Annotated in this window: 19 protein-coding genes; 4 read left to right on the forward strand and 15 right to left on the reverse strand. The window is 73.7% G+C overall.

The genetic code is table 11. From position 1 onward, the window contains the following. Positions 1 to 20: 20 nt before the first annotated feature. From IW256_RS29310 to IW256_RS29330, 5 genes are read right to left on the reverse strand one after another with little or no spacing between them, the layout of a single operon-like run. A complete protein-coding gene (locus IW256_RS29310) occupies positions 21 to 1,679 on the reverse strand; it encodes a CocE/NonD family hydrolase (RefSeq protein ID WP_197014024.1) in 1,659 nt (552 codons plus the stop codon). Further along, positions 1,676 to 2,449, reverse strand: coding sequence for an SDR family NAD(P)-dependent oxidoreductase (locus tag IW256_RS29315; RefSeq protein ID WP_197014025.1), 774 nt, complete (start codon positions 2,447 to 2,449; stop codon positions 1,676 to 1,678). The genes IW256_RS29310 and IW256_RS29315 overlap by 4 nt, the downstream gene beginning before the upstream one ends. Positions 2,450 to 2,459: 10 nt before the next feature. Next, entirely contained in the window at positions 2,460 to 3,287 is an 828-nt protein-coding gene (locus IW256_RS29320; RefSeq protein WP_197014026.1) for an enoyl-CoA hydratase/isomerase family protein, read from the reverse strand. After that, positions 3,284 to 4,027, reverse strand: a complete 744-nt coding sequence (locus tag IW256_RS29325; protein ID WP_197014027.1) for an SDR family NAD(P)-dependent oxidoreductase — start codon at positions 4,025 to 4,027, stop codon at positions 3,284 to 3,286. The genes IW256_RS29320 and IW256_RS29325 overlap by 4 nt, the downstream gene beginning before the upstream one ends. Continuing rightward, positions 4,024 to 4,992, reverse strand: coding sequence for an amidohydrolase family protein (locus tag IW256_RS29330; RefSeq protein ID WP_197014028.1), 969 nt, complete (start codon positions 4,990 to 4,992; stop codon positions 4,024 to 4,026). The genes IW256_RS29325 and IW256_RS29330 overlap by 4 nt, the downstream gene beginning before the upstream one ends. 87 nt (positions 4,993 to 5,079) lie before the next feature. Between IW256_RS29330 and IW256_RS29335 the strand changes: the two genes are divergently transcribed. Next, positions 5,080 to 5,733, forward strand: coding sequence for a TetR/AcrR family transcriptional regulator (locus IW256_RS29335; RefSeq protein WP_197014029.1), 654 nt, complete (start codon positions 5,080 to 5,082; stop codon positions 5,731 to 5,733). A 177-nt stretch (positions 5,734 to 5,910) separates the two neighbouring features. Here IW256_RS29335 and IW256_RS29340 read toward each other — a convergent pair whose 3' ends face one another. The 8 genes from IW256_RS29340 to IW256_RS29375 all read right to left on the reverse strand — a co-directional run bounded on the left by IW256_RS29340 (position 5,911) and on the right by IW256_RS29375 (position 15,387). Beyond that, positions 5,911 to 7,569: an AMP-binding protein gene (locus IW256_RS29340; RefSeq protein WP_197014030.1), complete on the reverse strand. Its 1,659-nt coding sequence runs from the start codon at positions 7,567 to 7,569 to the stop codon at positions 5,911 to 5,913. A 1-nt stretch (position 7,570) separates the two neighbouring features. After that, a complete protein-coding gene (locus tag IW256_RS29345) occupies positions 7,571 to 8,329 on the reverse strand; it encodes an ABC transporter ATP-binding protein (RefSeq protein WP_197014031.1) in 759 nt (252 codons plus the stop codon). Next, positions 8,326 to 10,113, reverse strand: a complete 1,788-nt coding sequence (locus IW256_RS29350; protein ID WP_197014032.1) for a branched-chain amino acid ABC transporter ATP-binding protein/permease — start codon at positions 10,111 to 10,113, stop codon at positions 8,326 to 8,328. The genes IW256_RS29345 and IW256_RS29350 overlap by 4 nt, the downstream gene beginning before the upstream one ends. A gap of 25 nt (positions 10,114 to 10,138) precedes the next feature. Continuing rightward, positions 10,139 to 11,014 carry a branched-chain amino acid ABC transporter permease gene (locus IW256_RS29355; protein ID WP_197014033.1) on the reverse strand — a complete coding sequence of 292 codons (876 nt, stop codon included), beginning with the start codon at positions 11,012 to 11,014 and terminating at the stop codon, positions 10,139 to 10,141. A gap of 7 nt (positions 11,015 to 11,021) precedes the next feature. After that, positions 11,022 to 12,260 carry an ABC transporter substrate-binding protein gene (locus IW256_RS29360; RefSeq protein WP_197014034.1) on the reverse strand — a complete coding sequence of 413 codons (1,239 nt, stop codon included), beginning with the start codon at positions 12,258 to 12,260 and terminating at the stop codon, positions 11,022 to 11,024. Between the two features lie 308 nt (positions 12,261 to 12,568). Next, entirely contained in the window at positions 12,569 to 13,228 is a 660-nt protein-coding gene (locus tag IW256_RS29365) for a response regulator (protein ID WP_197014035.1), read from the reverse strand. Then, positions 13,225 to 14,397, reverse strand: a complete 1,173-nt coding sequence (locus tag IW256_RS29370; RefSeq protein ID WP_197014036.1) for a sensor histidine kinase — start codon at positions 14,395 to 14,397, stop codon at positions 13,225 to 13,227. The genes IW256_RS29365 and IW256_RS29370 overlap by 4 nt, the downstream gene beginning before the upstream one ends. A 75-nt stretch (positions 14,398 to 14,472) precedes the next feature. After that, entirely contained in the window at positions 14,473 to 15,387 is a 915-nt protein-coding gene (locus tag IW256_RS29375) for an alpha/beta fold hydrolase (protein ID WP_307829181.1), read from the reverse strand. 873 nt (positions 15,388 to 16,260) lie between these two features. Between IW256_RS29375 and IW256_RS29380 the strand changes: the two genes are divergently transcribed. The 3 genes from IW256_RS29380 (at position 16,261) to IW256_RS29390 (ending at position 18,228) form a co-directional block, all read left to right on the forward strand. Further along, on the forward strand, positions 16,261 to 17,115 hold the full coding sequence (locus IW256_RS29380; protein WP_231405352.1) for a rod shape-determining protein: 855 nt from the start codon (positions 16,261 to 16,263) through the stop codon (positions 17,113 to 17,115). 60 nt (positions 17,116 to 17,175) lie between these two features. Further along, positions 17,176 to 17,667, forward strand: a complete 492-nt coding sequence (locus IW256_RS29385) for a cation:proton antiporter regulatory subunit (protein ID WP_197014038.1) — start codon at positions 17,176 to 17,178, stop codon at positions 17,665 to 17,667. Between the two features lie 114 nt (positions 17,668 to 17,781). Further along, positions 17,782 to 18,228, forward strand: a complete 447-nt coding sequence (locus IW256_RS29390; protein WP_197014039.1) for a hypothetical protein — start codon at positions 17,782 to 17,784, stop codon at positions 18,226 to 18,228. Positions 18,229 to 18,258: 30 nt separating this feature from the next. Here the strand turns inward: IW256_RS29390 and IW256_RS29395 are convergent, their stop codons facing one another. Then, positions 18,259 to 19,065, reverse strand: a complete 807-nt coding sequence (locus tag IW256_RS29395; protein ID WP_197014040.1) for a uroporphyrinogen-III synthase — start codon at positions 19,063 to 19,065, stop codon at positions 18,259 to 18,261. Positions 19,066 to 19,106: 41 nt separating this feature from the next. Then, positions 19,107 to 19,463: a TraR/DksA family transcriptional regulator gene (locus IW256_RS41570; protein WP_231403977.1), complete on the reverse strand. Its 357-nt coding sequence runs from the start codon at positions 19,461 to 19,463 to the stop codon at positions 19,107 to 19,109. Positions 19,464 to 19,792 lie beyond the last annotated feature (329 nt).

Here is a 19,792-nt window from a genome sequence, read left to right on the forward strand (position 1 = left end):
AGCCCTTCGGTGAGTCGAGGTCACGGCTCCACCACGTCGCCCAAGAGGAGGACCGATGTCCCGTAGTGGACGCTCTGCGTGGACGGCGTGCCCGGTTCGGCGGTGGCGGCCGGCTGCCCGCTGCCCTGGTTTCGGTCGTAGTGCGGGAAGTTGCTGCTGGACAGCATCAGGCCGATGCGGTGGCCCGTTCTGAATCGCTGGGCCGTGTGGCCGAGGTCGATCTCCAGCCGGACCGGCTCCCCCCGCGGCACGGGGGTGTCCGGGCCGTCGCGGTGGCTCAGCCGGACCACTCCCTCGCAGACCGGCAGCAGCCGTCCGTCCGGGAGCCCGTCCACCAGCCGGGCCATCACGTCGGCGTCCGCGGCCTCGGTGGCGAAGGTGAGGCGGAGCCGCACCCGGCCGATGACGTCGGTGTCCTCGGTGAGCACGTCGCCGAGGTAGAGGAGGACGTCGGGTCGGGTGGCGGTCCGGCCCAGGTCCAGCGGCCCCGGGGTGAGGCGGCCGAGGTGCAGGACGCGCCCGCCACGGCTCGGCACCGGGTCGGCCGGGTCGTGGACGTAGCCGTCGGGGGCGGCCGTGCCGGGGGCGGCGGTCAGCCGGCCCGGGGGCCCGCCGGGGACGGCGGGGCCGGTCAGGTGCAGGACGTGGCCGGCGGCGTCCGCCGGCCACCGCTCGGCAGCGTGCCACTTGTCCGCGCCCATCAGGAAGTAACGGACGGGGGCGGATTCGTCCGGTCCGTCCACGCAGCGGCGGAAGAAGCCCAGGTGCTGGGCGGGGAGCCGGGCGGCGGCCGCCGAGGCCGCGACACCGAAGTTCACCTCGCCCTGCAGGTGGGTCAGGGCGCCGGTGTGCGCCCACGGGCCGACGATCAGCTCGTGCCGCAGGTCCGGACGCAGCCGCCGCATCTCCAGGTGGCCGCGGATCGTCGCGGTGGCGTAGACGTCGTACCAGCCCGTCACCGACAGGACCGGCACCTCCACCGCCGCGTGGTCCCAGTCGGGCAGGGCCCGGACGCGCCCGTCCAGCAGGTCGCCGACGCGGATCGGGAAGCCGGGCAGGTCCAGTTCCGGCATGTCGGCGAGCGGCAGCCGCAGCATCGCGCGCTCCGGGTCGTGGATCAGGGCCGCGACCTTCGCGACGAGCGCCGGGTCGGCGTCCGGCCCCTGCCTGCCCAGCCAGTCGGCGGCCATGTAGGCCAGCCACCCGACCAGGTGGTCGAGCCGGAGCGCGCCGCCGGTGTCGTGGACGTCGGCCACGGCGCCGGTCGTCATGGCCGCCGCGATGCCCCGCAGGTGCGGCGGGCGCAGCGCCGCGCCGAGCCAGGCGACGATGCCGAGGTAGGACGTGCCCGCGAGGAACACGTTGCCGTCGCACCAGGGCTGCGCCGCCGCCCACTCCACGGTGTCGTAGGTGTCCTCGGCCTCCTGCTCCCACATGACGGCGCGCCACTCGCCACCGGAGTCGAAGCGGCCACGGGTGTCCTGCACCAGCGCGGCGAACCCCCCGGCGAGGCAGTGCTGGGGGTGCAGGGTGTCGGAGCTGATCTGCCGCCGCCCGTACGGCGTCCTGAACACCACGGCCGGCGACGGGGACGGCGGCCGCCACAGGTCGCCGCGCAGCCGCACGCCGTCCCGCATCGGGGTCTCGACGCCGCCTTCGATACGTCCCAGCTCCGTCATCGTGCGGCCTTGAGGGTGAGCATCGTCCGGGCCATCTCGTTCCACCCGGCGGTCGCGCCGCCGTCCACGGTGAGGCTGCAGCCGGTGAGGAAGGAACTGCCGGGCAGCGCGGCGAACACGGCGGCGCGGGCCTGCTCCTCAGGGGTGGCCAGCCGTCCCACGGACGTGGTCGCGGTGAGCGAGTCGCGGAGCGGGCCGGGCGGCCACAGCTCGTCCACCATCGCGGTGTGGGTGGGCCCGGTGACCAGGGCCACCGCGCGGATTCCCTGCGCGCCGTAGTCGACCGCGACCGACTGGGCGAGGCCGATGAGGGCGTGCTTGGCCATGTTGTAGACGGGGGAGCGCGGTGTCGCCCCCACCCCGCACATCGAGGAGGTGAACACGAACACTCCCCCGTGTGCGCGCATGTGCCCGACCGCTGAGCGCACCAGGTAGAAGTTCGCGTCGCAGCACACGCCCATCACCTTGCGGTAGTCGGCGTCGGTGAGGCTGTGCGGGCGGCCGGGCACGTTGACGCCGGCGTTGCCGTGAACGACGTCGAGCCTGCCGTGCCGGGCGACCACCGCGTCGACGACCTCGGCGACCTGGGCCGGGTCGGAGACGTCCGCCTGGACGATGCCCTCCCCCGGAGCCAGGTCCACCCCGACGACCTCGGCGCCCACGGCCCGGAACAGTCTCGTGGAGGCCGCTCCGATACCGCTCGCCGCGCCGGTGACCAGGACGACCCGGCCGTCGAGGCGGCCGAATACGTCGCCGTCCGTCATGGTCATGCGTTCCTCCTCAGCGGCCGGTGAACTCGGGGCTGCGCTTCTCGACGAAGGCGCGCGCCCCTTCGACCGCGTCATGGACTTCCCGGTTGTTCCGGATATGGAAGGTGTTCTGGATCCGCAGCGCCTGCTCCAGCGGCTGCCCGTACACCCGCTCGCGCAGTTGCTTGTAGAGGCCGATCGCGCGGGTCGGGCCGGCCGCGAGGCGCCGGGCCTCGGACAGGGCCGCGTCCCGCAGGTCCTCCGGCGGGACGACGCGGGTGTAGATGCCCAGGCGCTCGGCGTCGGCGGCGTCGAGCAGCCCTCCGGACAGGTAGATCTCGGTCGCCTTCGCGGTCCCGACGATGCGGGGCAGCATGACGGCGGTGCCGGTCTGCGCCACGTTCACCAGGCAGCTCCCGATCCTGGCCGTGTCCGACGCGATCCGCAGGTCGGCGGCGCAGGCCAGTTCGGTGCCCGCCCCGGCGGCGGGGCCGTTGACCGCGGCGATGACCGGCTGCGGCGCCGTGACGATCGCCTCGACGATCCGCAGGTACGCCGGGTCGGCCGTATGCCCGAGAACCGGCGAGTGCTCACGGTCCCCGGCGAGGTGCTCGTCCACCGCGCCGAGGTCGTCCCCGCCGCAGAAGGCGCTGCCGGCGCCGGTCAGCACCACGACGCGGGCCTCCGGATCGGTCTCGGCGCGCTCCAGCACCCGCAGCAGTTCCTCGCCGAGCGCGCGATCGAGCGCGTTGCGCCGGTCCGGACGGTTCATGGTCAGCCACAGCACCCCCGGCGCCGGCCGGGAGACCAGCAAGGTCCCGCCGTCTCCGGACGCAGTGCTCTCCTGTCCGCGCGTCATGCTCTGACCATCCCTCCGTCGACGAACAGCGCTTGGCCGGTGACGTAACCGGCGCTCGTTCCCAGCAGCCACACCACCGCGGCGGCGACCTCCTCCGGGTGTCCGCAGCGGCCGATCGGCAGCCGCGCGGCGACCTTCTCCGCCAGCCCGCGAAGCCCGCTCGCGTCGAGCATCGGGGTGTCGATGAAGCCGGGGCACACGGCGTTCGCGCGAACACCGAGCGGTCCCAGTTCGACGGCGAGCGACCGGGTCAGGGTCAGCAGCCCGCCCTTGCTCGCGTCGTAGGCGGCCTGCCCGGCGAACCCGGTCACCGCGATCGAGCAGACGTTGACGACGGCGGCGCCCGGCTGCCCGGCGAGGGCCGGGGCCGCCGCGCGGGCCAGCCGGAACGGTGCCGACAGGTTGATCTCCAGCACGCGCGTCCAGTCGGCGGTGCCGTGCTCGCCCAGCGCGGCGCGGTGCTCCACTCCGGCGTTGTTGACCAGCCCGTCGAGACCGCCGAGCCGGTCGACCGCGCGGGCGACGAGCCGGCGCGGCGCGCCGCTCTCGGTCAGGTCGAGCGGCATCGTGTGAAGCCGGCCGTCCTCCGGCAGGTCGCCGAACCGGCGTTCCAGGCGGCGGCACCCGGCTTCGTCGACGTCGGTCGCCAGCACCCGCGCGCCGTGGAGGAGCAGTTCGGCGACGAGCGACGTGCCGATGCCCCCGGCGGCGCCGGTGACCAGGACCCGGCGGCCGTTCACGCCGCCGCTCCCGGCCGGACGCGGCCCAGCAGGCGCGCGGCGTTGCCGTGCAGCCAGGCCCGGACGGCGTCGTCCGGCAGGCCGAGCCGGGTGACCTCGCCGGCGAGGGCGGCGGGAGTGCGCGCCTGCGTCCAGCTGGTCGAGCCGAAGAGGACCCGGTCGCGGACGGACGTGGCGCCCAGCGTCAGCAGCGCCTCCCAGCCCGATCCGCGCGCCGCCATCCTGGCCGGGCGGTGGGAGGAGAACTCCAGGTAGACGTTGGTGTGCCGCTGCGCCACGGCCAGCATCTCGGTGACCCACGGCCACCCTCCGTGCCCGGCCACGATGATGAGGCCGGGGTGGGCGCCGGCGATCCGGTCCAGCACGCGCGGTGCGGAGACGTCGATCGGCACGTCCGAGCGGAAGTGCTGCCCGCAGTGCAGCCACACCGGGACGCCGCGGTCGGCGGCGAGCCGCCAGAGCGCCGCGTGCTCGGGCCCGGACGGGTCGACGCCGTCGAGGAACGGGATCACCGACAGGCCGGTCGCGCCGAGCTCGTCGAGCGCGCGGCGGGCCTCGCCGACCGCGGCCCGCGGATCGGTGAGGCCGACCCCCGCCCAGGCGCTGAGCCGGTCCGGGTGCCGGGCGGCGTAGGCGGCGACCCGGTCGTTGACGGTGCCGTCGCCGACGGGCCACGGCCCTCCGTGCAGGATCTGGTGGGTCACCCCGGTCTCGGTCAGCGCGGCGACGTGGTGATCGATGTCGAAGCCGCGTCCGAGGACGGCGGCCAGCCGTTCCGCCGTTCCGGCCGGGTCGCGCGCCGCCTCCGCCGCGACCTCGCCGGGCGTCCGGCCGGTGAGGGTGGCGAGCCGCCCGGCGAACAGGACGAGATAGCGCGGCGCGGCGGTGGCCAGCGAACGCAGATAGGCCGTCCAGCACGCGGTGTCATAGGCGACCTCGCAGACGTCGATCACCGGTTCACTCATCACGGCCTCCTTGATGTACAAACGTTTGTTTACCAGATATGGCGCTGACAGGTCAATGAACGTTCATGTGGTGATAGCGTCAGGGGCGTGGGTACGACACGCTCCCGGACGGCCGCCGACGGCACACCGGCCACGGCCTCGATGAGCCGGCGGATTCTCGACGAGGCGGCACGCCTGTTCTACGAGGACGGCTTCCCCGCCACCAGCGTCCGCAAGATCACCGCCGCGTGCGGTGTCACCGCGGGCTCGCTCTACAACCACTACGGGTCCAAGGAGGAAGTGCTCTACGCGATCCTCAGGCGTGCGCACGAGGACTCCGAGCGCATGCTGGAGGAGGGTCTCCTGCGCGGCGGCGACCGGGCCGACCGGCAGCTGGCCGAGCTGGTGCGGGAACTCACGCTCTTCCACACCGAACGGCGCATCGAGGGCCTCGTCGCCCGGACCGAGTGGCGCCACCTCCCGCCCGAGCAGGCCAGGGAGGTCCTGGACGCCCAGCGACGCGTCCGCCGGATCTTCGAGCGCACCCTGGAACGGGGCCTGGCCGCCGGCCGGTTCCGCCTGAGCGACCCGCGGTCGTCGCGTCCGGTGCAGGTGGACGTGGTCGCCAAGGCCATCCTCGACATGTGCATCAACGCCGGGCAGTGGTTCCGGCCGGAGGGGGCGGTGTCGGCCCAGGGGCTCGCCGACCAGTACGCCTTCCTCGCCCTGCAGCTCGTCGGCGCCGGTCCGCCGGACGCCTGACGCCCCTCCCTCGGTCCGCCGGCCGTCCGGGCCCACCCGGCGGTCCAGGCCCGCCGGCCGTCCGGGCCGGCCGTCCGGGCCCGCCGGCGGACCGGGAGCGCGAAGGCGACCGGAGGACCCGCCGGGCATCGGGGCCGGCGGGTCCTCGGATCGGCGGCGGTCCGCAGGCCGGCGGGCTCAGCGGGTGGTGGACGTCCCGCCGATGCTGTCACGCCTGATCGTCACGCCCAGCCGTTCGCGATCGGCCGTGTCCGGTGTGACGCCCTCCGAGCGCAGCCGATGCTTCTCGATCTTGTTCGTCGGGGTGTGCGGCAGCGCGCCGACCACGCGCACGTAGCGGGGCACCATGAAGTGCGCCATGCGGGGGATCAGGAAACGCAGCAGCTCGGCGGGGTCGATGGCCGCGCCGTCCACGGGCGCGACCACGGCGAGGACGTCGTCCTCGCCGTAGGGGCTCGGTACGGCGACCACCGCAGCCTCCCGGACCGACGGATGCGCCAGCAGCTCGGTCTCCACCTCGGCCGAGGAGATGTTCTCTCCGCGGCGCCGGATCGTGTCGCCCATCCGGTCCACGAAGAAGTACTCGCCGTCCACCGTGCGGAAGGCGTCCCCGGTGTGGAACCAGCCGTTGCGCCAGGCGCGCGCCGTCGCGTCGGGCATCCCGAGGTAGCCGGAGTTCATCGCCCAGGGCTGGGCGGTGCGCAGCACCAGCTCACCGACCTCCCCGTCGGGGACCACCCGGTCGTACTCGTCGACGACCCGGGCCTCGACGCCGGGCCGCAGCCGCCCGGACGTGCCCGGAACGCCCGGGTCGGGCTCGGAGATGATCGGGATCGAGACCTCCGTCATGTTGAACATGGCCGCCACCTCGACGCCGAAGCGCTCCGCGAACGCCGCGCTGTCCTCGATCAGCGGGATCATGAAGACGTACCGCAGCGGGTGAGCGCGGTCGTCCGGCGACGGCGGACGCTTGCCGAGGAACGTCGCCATCACGCCGAGCAGCGTGACGTGCGTGGTCCCCGTAGCGCGGACGGCCGGCCAGAACGACTCGGTGTCGAACGCGCTCACGAGACTGATCCCGCCGCCGAGCAGCAGTGCGGCGTAGGTGCCGATGGTGCCGCCCGCGTGGAACAGCGGAAGGTTCACCATGTAGCGGTCGGCCGCTCCGAAGCGGTCACCGAACGCGGCGCGCGCGCACGCCGCGAGCTGGACGTACGAGCACAGGACGCCCTTCGACGGCCCGGTCGTCCCGGACGTCAGGATCACCGCGTACGGGTCCCACGGCCGGGGCGACGCCTCCGGCCGGAATCCCGGGGCCGGCGCGCCCAGCGTCTCCGGCCCCAGCACCTCCGGCCCCGCCTCCCCGGCGCGGCGCTCCGGCCGGCGCTCCGGCCGGGCGCCGCCCTCCCCGAGCACCACCAGCCGTTCCAGCGCGCCGGTGTCGATCTCGTCCAGGCGACCCGCCAGATCGGCGTGCACGACCGCCACCCGCGCCCCCGGCAGCCGGATCGCGTGTTCGAGCAACCCGCCGCGATAGGCGGTGTTGAGCGGGGCGAGCGTGCCGCCGAGCAGGTTGACGCCGAACCAGACGCGCAGGGCGTCCGGCCCGTTCGGCAGCCAGGAGACCACCATGTCGCCCGGCCGCACACCGAGACCGTGCAGCCCCGCGGCGACCCGCTCGGCCTCGGCCAGGGTCTCGGCGTACGTCCACCGCGTCCCGTCCTCGAAGATCGCGTACACCCGGTCCGGGTGCTCCGCGGCGCGGCGGACGAGCAACTCCGCGACCACGCACTCCTCGGCCTCGGGCACCGCCGGGCCCCACCACTCACCGCTCATCTCACTCCTCGTTCCTTCGCCCACCGGCCGCCGCCTTGCCCAGGTAGGCGGCCCGCAGGGCGGGATCCTCCGCCAGCCCGGCGGCGGTCCCGGTCGCCTCGACCCGGCCGTGCCGCATGACGAGCCCCCGGTCGGCGAGCGCCAGCGCCTGCCCGACCCGCTGCTCGACCAGGATCACCGTCAGGTTCTGCGCGCGCAGCCGGTCCACCACCGCGAACACCCGCTGGATGATCACTGGCGCCAGGCCGATGGACGGCTCGTCCAGCAGCATCATCCGCGGCTCGCGCATCAAGGCCTGGCCGATGGCGAGCATCTGCTGCTCCCCGCCGCTCAGCACCTCCGCGTAGGCGTCCATCCGCTCGCCCAGCACGGGGAACAGGTCGACGACCCGTTCCGTCCGCTCCCGCTCGACCTTCCGCCGGTTCGGGGCGTTCCAGAGCCCGAGCCGCAGATGCTCGGCCACCGTGAGCCCGGTGAACAGGCGCCTGCCCTCGGGAACGTGGACCAGACCGTGCGCCACGATCCGCTCGGGACTCCAGCCGGTGATGTCGGTGCCCGCGAACCGCACCGACCCGGACGTGGGGCGCAGCAGCCCCGAGATGGTGCTGAGCAGGGTGGTCTTCCCCGCCCCGTTGCCGCCGACCACCGCGAAGATCTCGCCCGTCCGGACCGTGAGGTCGACCGACCGGACCACCGGCACCGCCCCGTAGCCGGAGCTCAGCCCGGACACGCTGATCAGTTCCTCGCCCTGCGCCGTCATGCTGGTGCCCCCAAGTACAGTTCGACGACCCGCGCGTCACCGAGGGCCTCCTCCGGCGCCCCCGACGTCACCAGCCGGCCCCGGTCCAGGACGGTCACCACGTCGGCGACGTTCGCGACGAGTTCGATGTGGTGCTCCACCAGGACGACGGTGGTGCCGGCGTCGCGGATCGCGCGGATCAGGCGCCCCAGCGCCTCCAGCTCGCGCGGGGTGAGCCCGGCCGCCGGCTCGTCCATCAGCAGCAGGCGCGGCCGCGCCATCAGTGCCCGCGCCACCTCCAGCAGCCGCTGCTCGCCATGCGGCAGCGCGGCGGCCTCCTCCTCCGCCCGCCGGGCCAGGCCGTGCCCGGCCAGGAGGCGGTCGGCCTCCAGCACCAGTTCGGCCCGCTCACGCCGGGCCCGCGGCAGCCGCAGGACGGTCGCCGGCCCACCCGCCCGTTCGCGCGCGTAGGCGCCGAGCAGGACGTTGTCCCGCAGGCTCGACGCGCCGAGCAGCCGCGGCGTCTGGAAGACGCGCGCCACACCGCGCCGGGCGAGCCGTTCGGCGGTGGCCCGGCTGACGTCCTCGGCGCCGAGGAGGACACGTCCCGCGTCCTGCCGCAGCAGGCGGCTGATCACATTGAGCAGGGTGGTCTTCCCCGACCCGTTCGGCCCGACGATCGCGTGCACCTTGCCGGGCTCGATGGTGAGGTCGATCCCCTGCAGGGCGTGCACGCCGCCGAAGGACTTGCGGACGCCGGACAGTTCGACGCCGAGCGGTTCACCGCGCGGCGGCCCCACCTCGGCGGCGTCCTCCGCGACGTCCTCGGCGGTGTCCTCGGCCGCGCCGGTGGCGGGAGTGGCGGCGGGGGCGCGGCCCTTCCGGCGGCGTGCCCGCAGTTTGTCCCATCCCCCCGCGATGCCCTGCGGCGCGTACACCATCAGGACGAGCAGCGCCGCGCCGTAGATGAGGCCGCGCCACTCCGCCAGGCCGGTCAGCAGTTCCGGGAGCGCGAAGAACAGCAGCGTCCCGATGACCGGGCCCGCCAGGCGGGCCGCGCCGCCGATGATGACCACCAGCAGGAAGAGGATCGAGAAGTCGAGTGTGAAGTCGTCGGGGGTGACCAGGCCGTGGTGGACGGCCAGCAGCGCCCCGCCCATGCCCGCGGTGGCACCGCCGCAGGCGAACGCGAACAACTTCATGCGCGCGGGGCCCACACCGACGCTCCGCGCCATCTCCGGCGCGTCCCGGACGGCCATCATGCCCCGCCCCAGGCGGGAGCCGACGATGTTACGGACCATGACGAACAGTACGACGTTCACGACGAGGACCATCCAGAGGACGTCCCGTTCCCCCAGCTCCCGCGAACCGAACGACGGCCGCGGGATGCCGACCAGCCCGGACCAGCCCCCGGTCAGCCCCTCGAACTCGACCAGCAGGCTGCGCACCGCCATCGCCGCGCCGAGCGTCACCAGGGCGATGTACCAGGACGAGAGCCGGAACGCGGGAAGCGCCATCAGCGTCCCGGCGCCCGCGGTGACCACCACCGCCACGGGGGCGGCCGCCCAGAACGTCCAGCCGTGGTCGGCCATGAGGATGCCGGTCGCGTAGGCGCCGACGGCGACCAGCGCGCCCTGGCCGAGCGAGACCTGGCCGGTGTAGCCGAACATGATGTTCAGCCCCGTCCCCACCACCACGTAGATCGCGGCGGTGGTGGCGAGGTAGGTGATCGTGGGGTCGCCGCTCACCAGCGGCAACGCGGCGGCGGCCGCCAGGAGGGCGAGCCAGGGGACCGTGCGCCGCACGGCACCGGACCGTGTCCGGAGACCTTCAGACATGGCGTTGCACCGCCAGACCGCGCAGGCCGTTGGGCCGGATCAGCAGGATGAGCAGCATCGCCGCGAAAAGGACGACCGGCTGCGAGCCCGGTGAGGCGTAGGTCGCGCCGGCGGCCTCGACGGTCCCGAGCACCCACCCCGCCACCAGTACGCCGCGGTTGTCACCGATCCCGCCGACCGCCAGGGCCGCGAAGCCCTTGATCAGCAGGCCCAGGCCCATCGTCACCGAGGCCAGCAGCAGCGGCGCCGCCAGGACTCCGGTCAGCCCCGCCAGGGCACCGCCGAGCAGGAACGAACGCCGGGTCAGCGCCGTCGGGTCGATGCCGCGCAGCCGGGCGCCGTCGCGGTCGGCGGCCACCGCGCGCAACGCGGTGCCGAGCCGGGAACGATCCAGCAGACCGAGCAGCAGCACCACGGCGACGGCGACGGCCACCACGGCCACCTGGTAGCTGGAGAAGCGGACCCCCGCCACCTCGTTGACGTCCATGGAGAGCGGCCACGGAGGCGCGACGGTGCTCGGCTGGTCCGTCCAGAGCCGTCCGGCGGCCTCCGCGATCAGCAGCGAGAAGGCCAGCGTGGTGATCACCCATCCGGCGGCGTGGGACGACCTCCGCAGCACCGGGGTGACGGCCACCCGCTCCTCGGCCAGCGTCACGATCCCGACGACGGCCATGGCGCAGACGGCGGCGATCCCCCAGGGGAGCGCGCCGATCGGGGTGACGGCCATCAGCATCGCACCGATCATGATGAGCTCGCCCTGGGCGAAGTTCACCACGTTCGTCGGCCGGTGCAGCACGTTGAAGCCCATCGCGACGAGGCCGTACAGGCTGCCGAAGACCAGCCCGGCGACCAGGATGTCTGCGATCATCGGACGGTCACACCCCGTCCGCGCGCCGCCGCAGGACCCCGCCCAGGCTCTCCGGCTCCTTCGCCGACATGAGGGTGCCGATGGTGATGTCCTCACCGGCGATGCCGGAGTGCCTCTTCGCTGTGAACGACACCTTCGCTCGGATGCCCGGGTGGCCGCTCACCTTGTCGAGGGCGGCCTTGAGCCTGGCCGGATCGAGGCTCCTGGTGTCCTCGACCACCTTGGCCATGAGCATCATGTAGTCGTAGTAGGGGCTGGTCACCGCCGAGTACCCGAGGCCGGCGGTGTCCGGATGCGCGTTGATGCGCTCGACCAGCTTCCGGACCTCGGCGGAGGGCTTCTCGTCGGCGGTGTAGGTGAGCCCCCGGTAGGTGGTGCCGAAGAACCCGTCGAGCAGCGCCCGGGGGAACTCGCCGAGCGCGTCGATGTAGTTGAGGTCGTGCGAAACGATCACGGGGTGGAAGTCGCTCGCCGCCATCGCCCGCAGGATCAGGACGGTCGCCTGCGGCTGGCCGGTGAACAGCCCCAGCCCGTCCACGCCGGCGCGTTCCAGGTTGCGGACGAACGGCGTCATGTCGGAGGCGTCCACCTCGAACACCTCGACCGCGACCGGCTTGGCGGAGTAGGCGTCCCGCAGCGTCCGGACGACGGCGTCCCTGATCGAGGTGCCGAACTCCGAGTTCTCCACGATGATGCCGATCTTGCGCAGCCCGCGGACCTCGTGGAGGAAGCGCGCCGCGACTTCGGCCTGCTGCCTGGTGTTGTAGACGAGCTGGTAGTGGTGGGGGAAGCGGTCGCCGTCCCCGAGCAGTTCCGCGCCGCCCCACGCGGACTGGATCAGCTTCGCGCGGGACAGCGCCGTCACCGACGCAAGCACCTGTGAACTCCCGGTCGGCCCGACCACGAAGGTGGGCTCGTCCCGGACCAGCCGCTGCGCCACGGCGGGCTGGCTGGCCGGGCTCCCCTTGTCGTCGTGTTCCGTGACCCGCACGGCCTGCCCGAGGAGTCCGCCGGCCGCCTTGATGTCCTCCAGGGCGAGCCTCGCACCGACGTAGATCGGCTTGTAGGCGGCGGCGAGCCGGCCCGTCTTCGGCTCCACCCACCCGATCCGGGCGGTCTTCGTCCCGCCGCCTCCCGAGCCTCCGCACGCCGCCGCGCCCAGGCCGAGCGCGCCGAGCGTGGTGGCGGACGCGGCGCCCGCCAGGAACCCGCGCCGGGACATCCCGTCCGTCCGGTAAGTGACCAAGGCCGCCTCCTCGAGTTGGTGTATGAACGTTTGTATACTTCGCCTCGATGCACGTCAAGAGACACCTTCCAGTTCGCGCGAGCGGACACCGGGCCACGGCCCAAGCGCACGGGACCGCTACTGAGGACGGATGACGGCGGCGGTGAGCCAGAGGACGAGATAGAGGGGATCGCTCGGAGGGACCCGCTCGTCACCGTCGCCCGCATGAACGCAGCGCGTCATCGACCGCTTGATCGGATCGGTCTCTCCGACACGCACTCGGGACGGGGCGCACTGCCCGCTCCGATGTCCCGCCAGGCCGCGAAGTCTCAGGTCACCAGGCCACTGCGGTAGGCGTACACCACTGCCTGCACGCGGTCGCGCAGGTCGAGCTTGGTGAGGATGCGCGACACGTACGTCTTGACGGTCTCCGGGCTGATCACCAGCGTCGCGGCGATCTCGCCGTTGGACAGGCCGTTCGCGATGAGGCGCAGTACCTCCAGCTCGCGCGGGGTCAGCGGAACGTCGCCGGGGTTCTCCTCGGCGGGACGGATCCGCGCGGCGTACCTGCCGACGAGCTGCCGCGTCACCTCGGGCGCCAGCAGCGCGGCACCGGTCGCGACGGTGCGGATACCGTGCAGCAGCTGCGCCGGCGGGGCGTCCTTGAGCAGGAACCCGCTCGCCCCCGCGCGCAGCGCCTCGTACACGTACTCGTCCAGGTTGAACGTCGTCACCACGAGCACCTTGACCGGCTGCGCCACCCCGGCGCCGGCCAGCAGGCGGGTGGCCTCGATGCCGTCGAGCACCGGCATCCGCACGTCCATCACCACGATGTCGGGGGTCAGCCGGCGGGCCAGGTCGACCGCGGCGCGCCCGTCCCCGCACTCGCCCACCACCTCCAGATCGGGCTGCGCACCGATGATCGTCGCGAATCCGGTGCGGATCAGCGCCTGGTCGTCACAGATCAGGACGCGGACCGGCGCGCTCACGCCGGGCCCCCCGCGGGGATGCCCGCCCGCACGACGAAGCCGCCGCCCGCCCGCGCGCCCGCGCTGAACTCGCCGCCCAGGGCCTCCACGCGTTCACGGAGCCCGGCGAGCCCCCGCCCGCTCCCGCCGGGAGAGACGGTCCGCGAACCGGGACCGTCCGTGCCGACCTCCACGCTGATCTCCCTCTCGCCGTAGCGCACCTTGACCACGGTGGGGCTGCCGTGGGCGTACTTGAGGGCGTTCGTCAGAGCCTCCTGCACGACCCGGTAGGCCACGAACTCGGCGCTGCCGACCGGCTCGGCCGGATCGCCCTCCTGGGTGAACTCCACCGGCTGCCCGGCCCGCCGCGTCTGCTCCACGAGCGCGCGCAGGTCACCGGCCGACGGCGCCCGTCCCGCGGTGCCGGGATCGGAGTCGGTGTCGTGGTCGGGGTTGAGCAGGTCAAGCAAGTGGCGCAGGTCGCCGATGGCCCGCCGCCCAGTGTCGGTGACGGCCCCCAGCGTCGCGTCGAGGCGGTCGGGCGTGGCGGTCAGGTAGCGTGCCGCCTCGGCCTGGACCACCATCGCCGTCACGTGATGGGTCACGACGTCGTGGAGTTCACGGGCGATGCGGGTGCGTTCGGCGGCGCGGGTGGCCTCGGCCACCCGGTGGCGGCGTTCGGCCTCGGCGATCCGGGTCGAGCGCCACCATGCCCCGATCCCCCACACCAGCATCAGCGAGGCAAGGAACGTCACGTAACCGCCCGCGCCCTCACCCGAGCCCGGCCGGTCCAGCGCGAACGCCAGCGGCGCGAACACCACCGGCAGCACGACCATCGTCAGGCGCCGGCGACGTTCCAGATGGGCGCCCGCACTCATCATCGCGATCGCCAGCCCGGTCCCCGCGAACGAGTGATAACCGCGCAGCTGGTCCACGGCGAAACCGGCCGACACCAGGGCCAGGCAGACGGCCGGCCACCTCCGGCGCACCGCGAGCGGCAGGCTCTCCAGCGCGATCGCCGCCACGGCCGGCGCGTCGAACGGGCGGTCCGGGAGATCACCGACCTGGGTCCCGTAGCCGTGCAAGGCCGGCACCAGCGATCCCGCGGCCAGGAACAGCGCGAGCGGGAGATCCCGGACCGTGACGTCCCACCGCCGCCACAGGCCGGCCGCCCGCCGTAGATCGATCACTGGGCGAGGGTAGCGGTCGTGATGTCCGGGTCGAGGCTGAAAATCGCCTTTGGCTCCGCCCCACATCGGCATCGCTCAGCGTGCGGCCTGCGCGGTGACGCGCTGGATGGCCTGGACGGCGACATCGGGCTGGTCGACGTAGATGTAGTGCCCGCTCTTGGTGGCCGTGCTCAGCTTGCCGCGGCTGGACAGCGCGAGCCACCGGCGCTGTCCAGCGGACCATGCCCGCTCCAGGCGCGGCCCGTACTGGGGAAGGGCGGCGAGGTACTGCTTCCCGTGCTGGATCACCTCCACCGGGATGTTCCCGGCGGACCGGACCTTCCCGTCGGCGATGGCGAGCTTCTCCGGGTTCTGCCCCTGGAAGATCGCGAGGTTCTGCGCGCGCAACTGGGCCGCCGGACCCGTGGCGGACTCAGGGATCGCCTTGGTGATGTCGTCGACCATGGTGGGCGGCGTGGCGTCCAGCAGGACCAGTCCCTTGACCCTGTCCCGATGGTCGGGGGCGTACCTGGCGGCGATCAGCCCGCCCAGCGAGTGCCCGGCCAGGACGACCGGACCGTCCCCGGCGACCCGGTCGAGCACCCCGGTCAGAACCTTCCCGCTGCTGGAGAAGCTCTGCGGGCCGTCCGGCCGGTCGCTGGCACCCGCGCCGAGGCGGTCGTAGGAGCAGACCCGATTCTCCTTGCTCAGCGCCTTCTGCAAGGCGGCCATCTTGTCCAGCCCGTCACCCCCTCCGTGCATCAGGACGATGACCGGCTCGTCCTTCGCCGGGCCGCCCGAGCAGGACACGTTCACCGACTTCCCGCCGACGTCGAACTTCCTGGTTCCGGAGAACCGGTCGGCCTCGGTCTTCCGGCCGGTGGGATTGGCGAGCGGATCCCAGTCCTCCAGGGAGCCGTCGTCGCAGCCGGCGAGCCCGGCACCGGCCACGGCGCAGCACAGCGCGATCACAGCGGCATTCTTGATCTCGCGGAGCATCATTTCCTCCATCGGAATAGTCGAGAGCCATTCACGCGGCGGCGTTGTTCGCGAGTTTCCGTGGCGGGGCGCCGCGCGCTCACATCGAGAACGCTATGGATCCGGCGGCCCTCGGATCATCACCGCGTGGTGGACACTCGGAGGTAGCTCGGACGGGGGACGACAGCGCCGCGCTGGGCGGCGGGGACCTGACCGCCGACGGCCACGGCCTGGGACTTCGTGGCCGGAGGGGGTGGCCGGTGACTACAGGGTGGGCCGGGCGGGAAATGGGTGGCGGGCCCCATAGAGATCGGCGTCGTGGTGGGTCATGGTGGAAGGGAATCCAGGGAGACCCACATCTCCTGCCGACAGGTGTCACCGGTGGCCGGGCTCGGGTCCGGCCACCGGTGCCACGTGACCGGACCGGCGCGGTGGGCCTCGGGACCTGGTGGGGAGCATGGGCGGACGCGGTGCGGCTGCCGGGATCGGACGCCGAGGGGGGCGGTTGCGTTGATGGTGAGCGGTGCCACGCGCGGCGCGGCCGGCGGTCGCCGGGGTGCGGGGCGGTGGCCTTGCCGGCGGTCCTGCGAGCGGCCGGACCGGCCGGGGCCGGCGCGGACCTGCTCCCTTGACGCTCATCGGATGTGAGGCCATGCGCCTCGGCCGATGAGAGGCCGGGGCCGCCGCCCGTCCGTGGTGGGGCGCGGCAGGTGCCGCGCGGGCGCGTGCCGTCGCGCGCCGGAAGCCGACGCCGCTGGCAGGTTGCCGGCAGGGCTGCCGTGCAGGGCGCCGCCGGCGTCGCGATGTCATCGGTTTGGTCGTGCGGCACGACACGTTCACGGGGTCGGCCCCGTGGGCGGTCATCGTGCCGGTTCCTTGATCGAGGTGATGTGCATGCCGCTGGGTATGTCACGGGACGTCACACTCCTGGACGGCGGAGGGCCGCGCGGTCCGCGCGCGGCGCTGGATCTCGGTAGCAGCCGGCTGCGTGCCAGCGTGCCCGCGCATGAGGTGCTGATCGATCGGCCTTCGTCGATCGCCGTCTCGCCCACGCCGGCCGGTCGGCGGCCGAGAGGGCACGATGCGGCGCGATGGACGGAGCAGGGACGGCGGTATCCCATCCGGCACGGCATCGTGACCGATGTGCAGGGCTGCACGCAGTTGACCCGCTGTGCGCTGCTGGACGCGGCCGTGGTGGCTCCGCCGGGCGAGCTCCTGCTGGCGGTGCCGGCCGCGGCCACCGCGGCCGACCGGATGCGGGCGGTCACCGCGGTACGTGCGGCAGGCGGCTGCCCGGTGAGCACGGTGGAGGCGGTGCTGGCCGCCGCGATCGGGGCGGGGCGGGCGGTCACCGACGCGCGCCCGTACCTGGTGATGGACATCGGGGCGGGTGTGGTGGAGATGGCCGTGGTGGCCAGATGGCGCCTGGTCCGCGCGCGTTCCATCCGGTACCTGCCGACGGTGTCGGCGGGGCATCCCGATCCGCGCCTGCCGCAGTACGTGCAGGAGCAACTGGCCGTCGAACTGCGCCGGATGCTGACGGACCTGCCGCCGCGGGTGCGGGTGCCAGCGCGGGCACGGGGGCTGCTGCTGACCGGAGGATGCGCCGTGCTCCCGTCGCTGCCCGGCCGGCTGGCCGCTCAGCTGGCCATGGGCGTCCACGTCGCTCCCGATCCGGCCCGTGCCACCATCCGCGGCCTGGCCCGGCTGTGCCTGGCTCCGGCCGGGGTACGGGAGGCGGTCGCGCGGCCCGCGCCCTGAGACCGCTCCGGCCGCGATATCGGCCCGAGGGGCACACTCACTCGATCCAAAGGGGTTGTCATGCTGGTGGACAGGACGGTCCTGCCCAAGATCGGTTACATGTACGGCTTCACCACGGCCAAGGGGCAGCGCGCCGCCGTGGTGGCGCACCGCGACGGCCGCCGGGACCTGGTGCTGTTCGATCACAGCGCCCCGGACCGGACCCGTCACACGGTGGCGCTGACCGGCGGCGAACCCGGAACGGTGGCGCAGCTGCTGGGGTCGCCGGTGGTCATCGACCACGTCGCGCACCTGACCCAGGACCTGGCCGATGCGCAGGCGCCGGGGCTGCAGGCGATCCGGGTCCCGATCCCGGCCACCTCGCCCTACGCCGGACGGGCCCTGGGCGACCTGGGCTCTCGCACCGGTGCCTGCGTGGTGGCGGTGCTTCGCGGGGACCGCACGGTCACCGCGCCACCGGCCACCTTCGGCCTGCGGCACGGCGACGCGGTGGTGGCGGTGGGCGACGCGTCCGCGCTCGCCGCCGTCCGCGACCTGCTGACCGGCGACTGACCGGCCGGCCGGCCGCGCCGCATGCGGCACCGGCGGGTTCGGCATGAGCGACGCGCGGCACCGGGCCGCGGCGGCGTGGTGGTGTACGGGGCACGAGGCGAGTGGAGGGATGAGATGACCGGCGACGCAGTGCGCCGTGAGCTGATCGAGCAGGATCCTCTCGGGCAGGTGAGGCTGCCGCTCACCGGCTGGGTGGCGCGCCTGTACCAGCACGATGGCCGCCCCGTCCGCATGGTGCTGAACCCGGGCGGCGGCTCGCTCCTGAGTTACGAGCTGCCGCCTGCGGCGGCGTCGGATCAGCTGGTGCTCGGCGCCCACCACGTCGGGCTGCCCCGGGCCTACGGGCCCGCGGCCGTCGCCACGCTCACCCTGGCCTACGGAGTGATGTCCGGCGAGCCGCCGGAGGTGGCCTTCCGGCAGCACCGGCTCTGGCGGCCGGCCCGTACCCGCCAGGTCCGCCCGCTGATACTGGCCGACCGGATCTGGCTGGCGGAACAGGCCGGCCACTTCGACGAGGTGCGCACGACCGCCGCCGGGCATACCGCCGTACGGCTGCTGTAGCGAGAGCCAGGGACGTGGCGGGCGAGGTGTTCAGCGGCAGGCCGCCGCGTACCGGGCGAGCGCGGCGGCAAGCTCGCCCGCCGAAGGGCGAGGGGCGACGGTGTGCACCCGCAACCCGTGCCGGCGCACCGTCTGGGCGGTCTGCCGCCCGATCGCGGCGATCACGGTGGAGGGCGGCGGCGTGGCCAGCGCCAGGAGGTTGCGCACCGTCGAGGACGAGGTGAACGCCACCGCGTCGAAGCCGCCGTCGGTGATCTCGGCCACCAGCCGAGCGGGTGGCGGGGCGGCCGGCACGGTGCGGTAGGCGGTCACCACCTGGCACTGCCAGCCTCGTTGCCGCAGCCCCTGGTCCAGGGTGTCGCGGGCGATGTCCGAACGCGGCAACAGCACCGGCCGCGCCCCTGCCCCCGCGTCCAACGGCGGCCAGCACCGCAGCAGCCCCTCGGCCGACTGCTCACCGTCCGGGACCAGATCGACCCGCACCCCGAGCCGGAACAGCGCCGCCGCCGTCCGCTCACCCACCGCGGCCACCCGCGCCGTCCTCAGGAGGCGCGGGTCCAAGCCCTGGGCGGTCATCTGCGGTACCACCGCGCGCACGGCGTTGGTGGAGGTGAACACCACCCACGCGTACGCTCCTTCGCGCAGTCGCGTGAGCGCCCGTTCAAGCGGCGACGCGTCCAGCGGTGGCCGCACCGCGATCATCGCCACTTCCTGCGGCCGGGCCCCGTACCCGCGCAGCCGGTCCGACAGGTCACCGGCCTGGTGGGCGGCGCGCGGAACCAGCACGCGCCACCCCTCCAGCCGGTCACCCGTCACCGGCCCCGCCTCCGGGGGCATCGATCACCACTCCTTCCGGGCGGGGGCTCGTCACCGCTGATTCAGCGGCCACCGCCGTCGATGCGGCCCTGGCAGCGCACGCAGCACCGCACATGCGGCAGGATCTCCAGCCGTCCCGCCGGGATGGCCTGGCCGCATCCCTCGCACACCCCGTAGGTCCCTTCCTCCAGCCGCCGCAGCGCGCCATCGATCTCGGTCAGGCTCTGCCGCAGGTTGTCCATGCGGCTATAGTCGGCCGGCTCCACCTGCTCGGGCGCCGTCCCCTCGACCACCTTCTCCAGCGCGGCCAGCTCGGAGGCGCGCTTGCCGCGGTCCTCCTGTAGGCGCTGCCGGAGCTCCCGTACCGCCGCACCGTCCAGTGCCGGCGTAGCGGCGATCCCATCCCCATTCGTGGCCATCTGCCTTCAACCCCTTCCACAACGGCGGCGCCCCAGCGCCGTCACCACATGCTGAAAGACTTGGGATGACCGGACCGTCCCGGTGTCCAGGCCATCCCGGCATTACCGCGAGGCCGCGGCGCGGCCTCCCCCAGTGCACGGGCCCGGGCCGCCCCGCCTGGGGTTCCGGGTCCCGCGGCCACACGGCGCGAACCCGACGCTCGCCCGCGCGCCACCGGTGCGCCCGGCGGACGAGCGGGCCGGCGGCCTCCGCGTTCGGCTTTGCCGGTCATGCGCCACACCTCCTTCTTTTCCTGGGCACGACTGAAAGGCCCCGGCCCCCCAGGGCG

Origin of the sequence: Actinomadura viridis (assembly GCF_015751755.1) — a bacterium.
Lineage (GTDB): Bacteria > Actinomycetota > Actinomycetes > Streptosporangiales > Streptosporangiaceae > Spirillospora > Spirillospora viridis.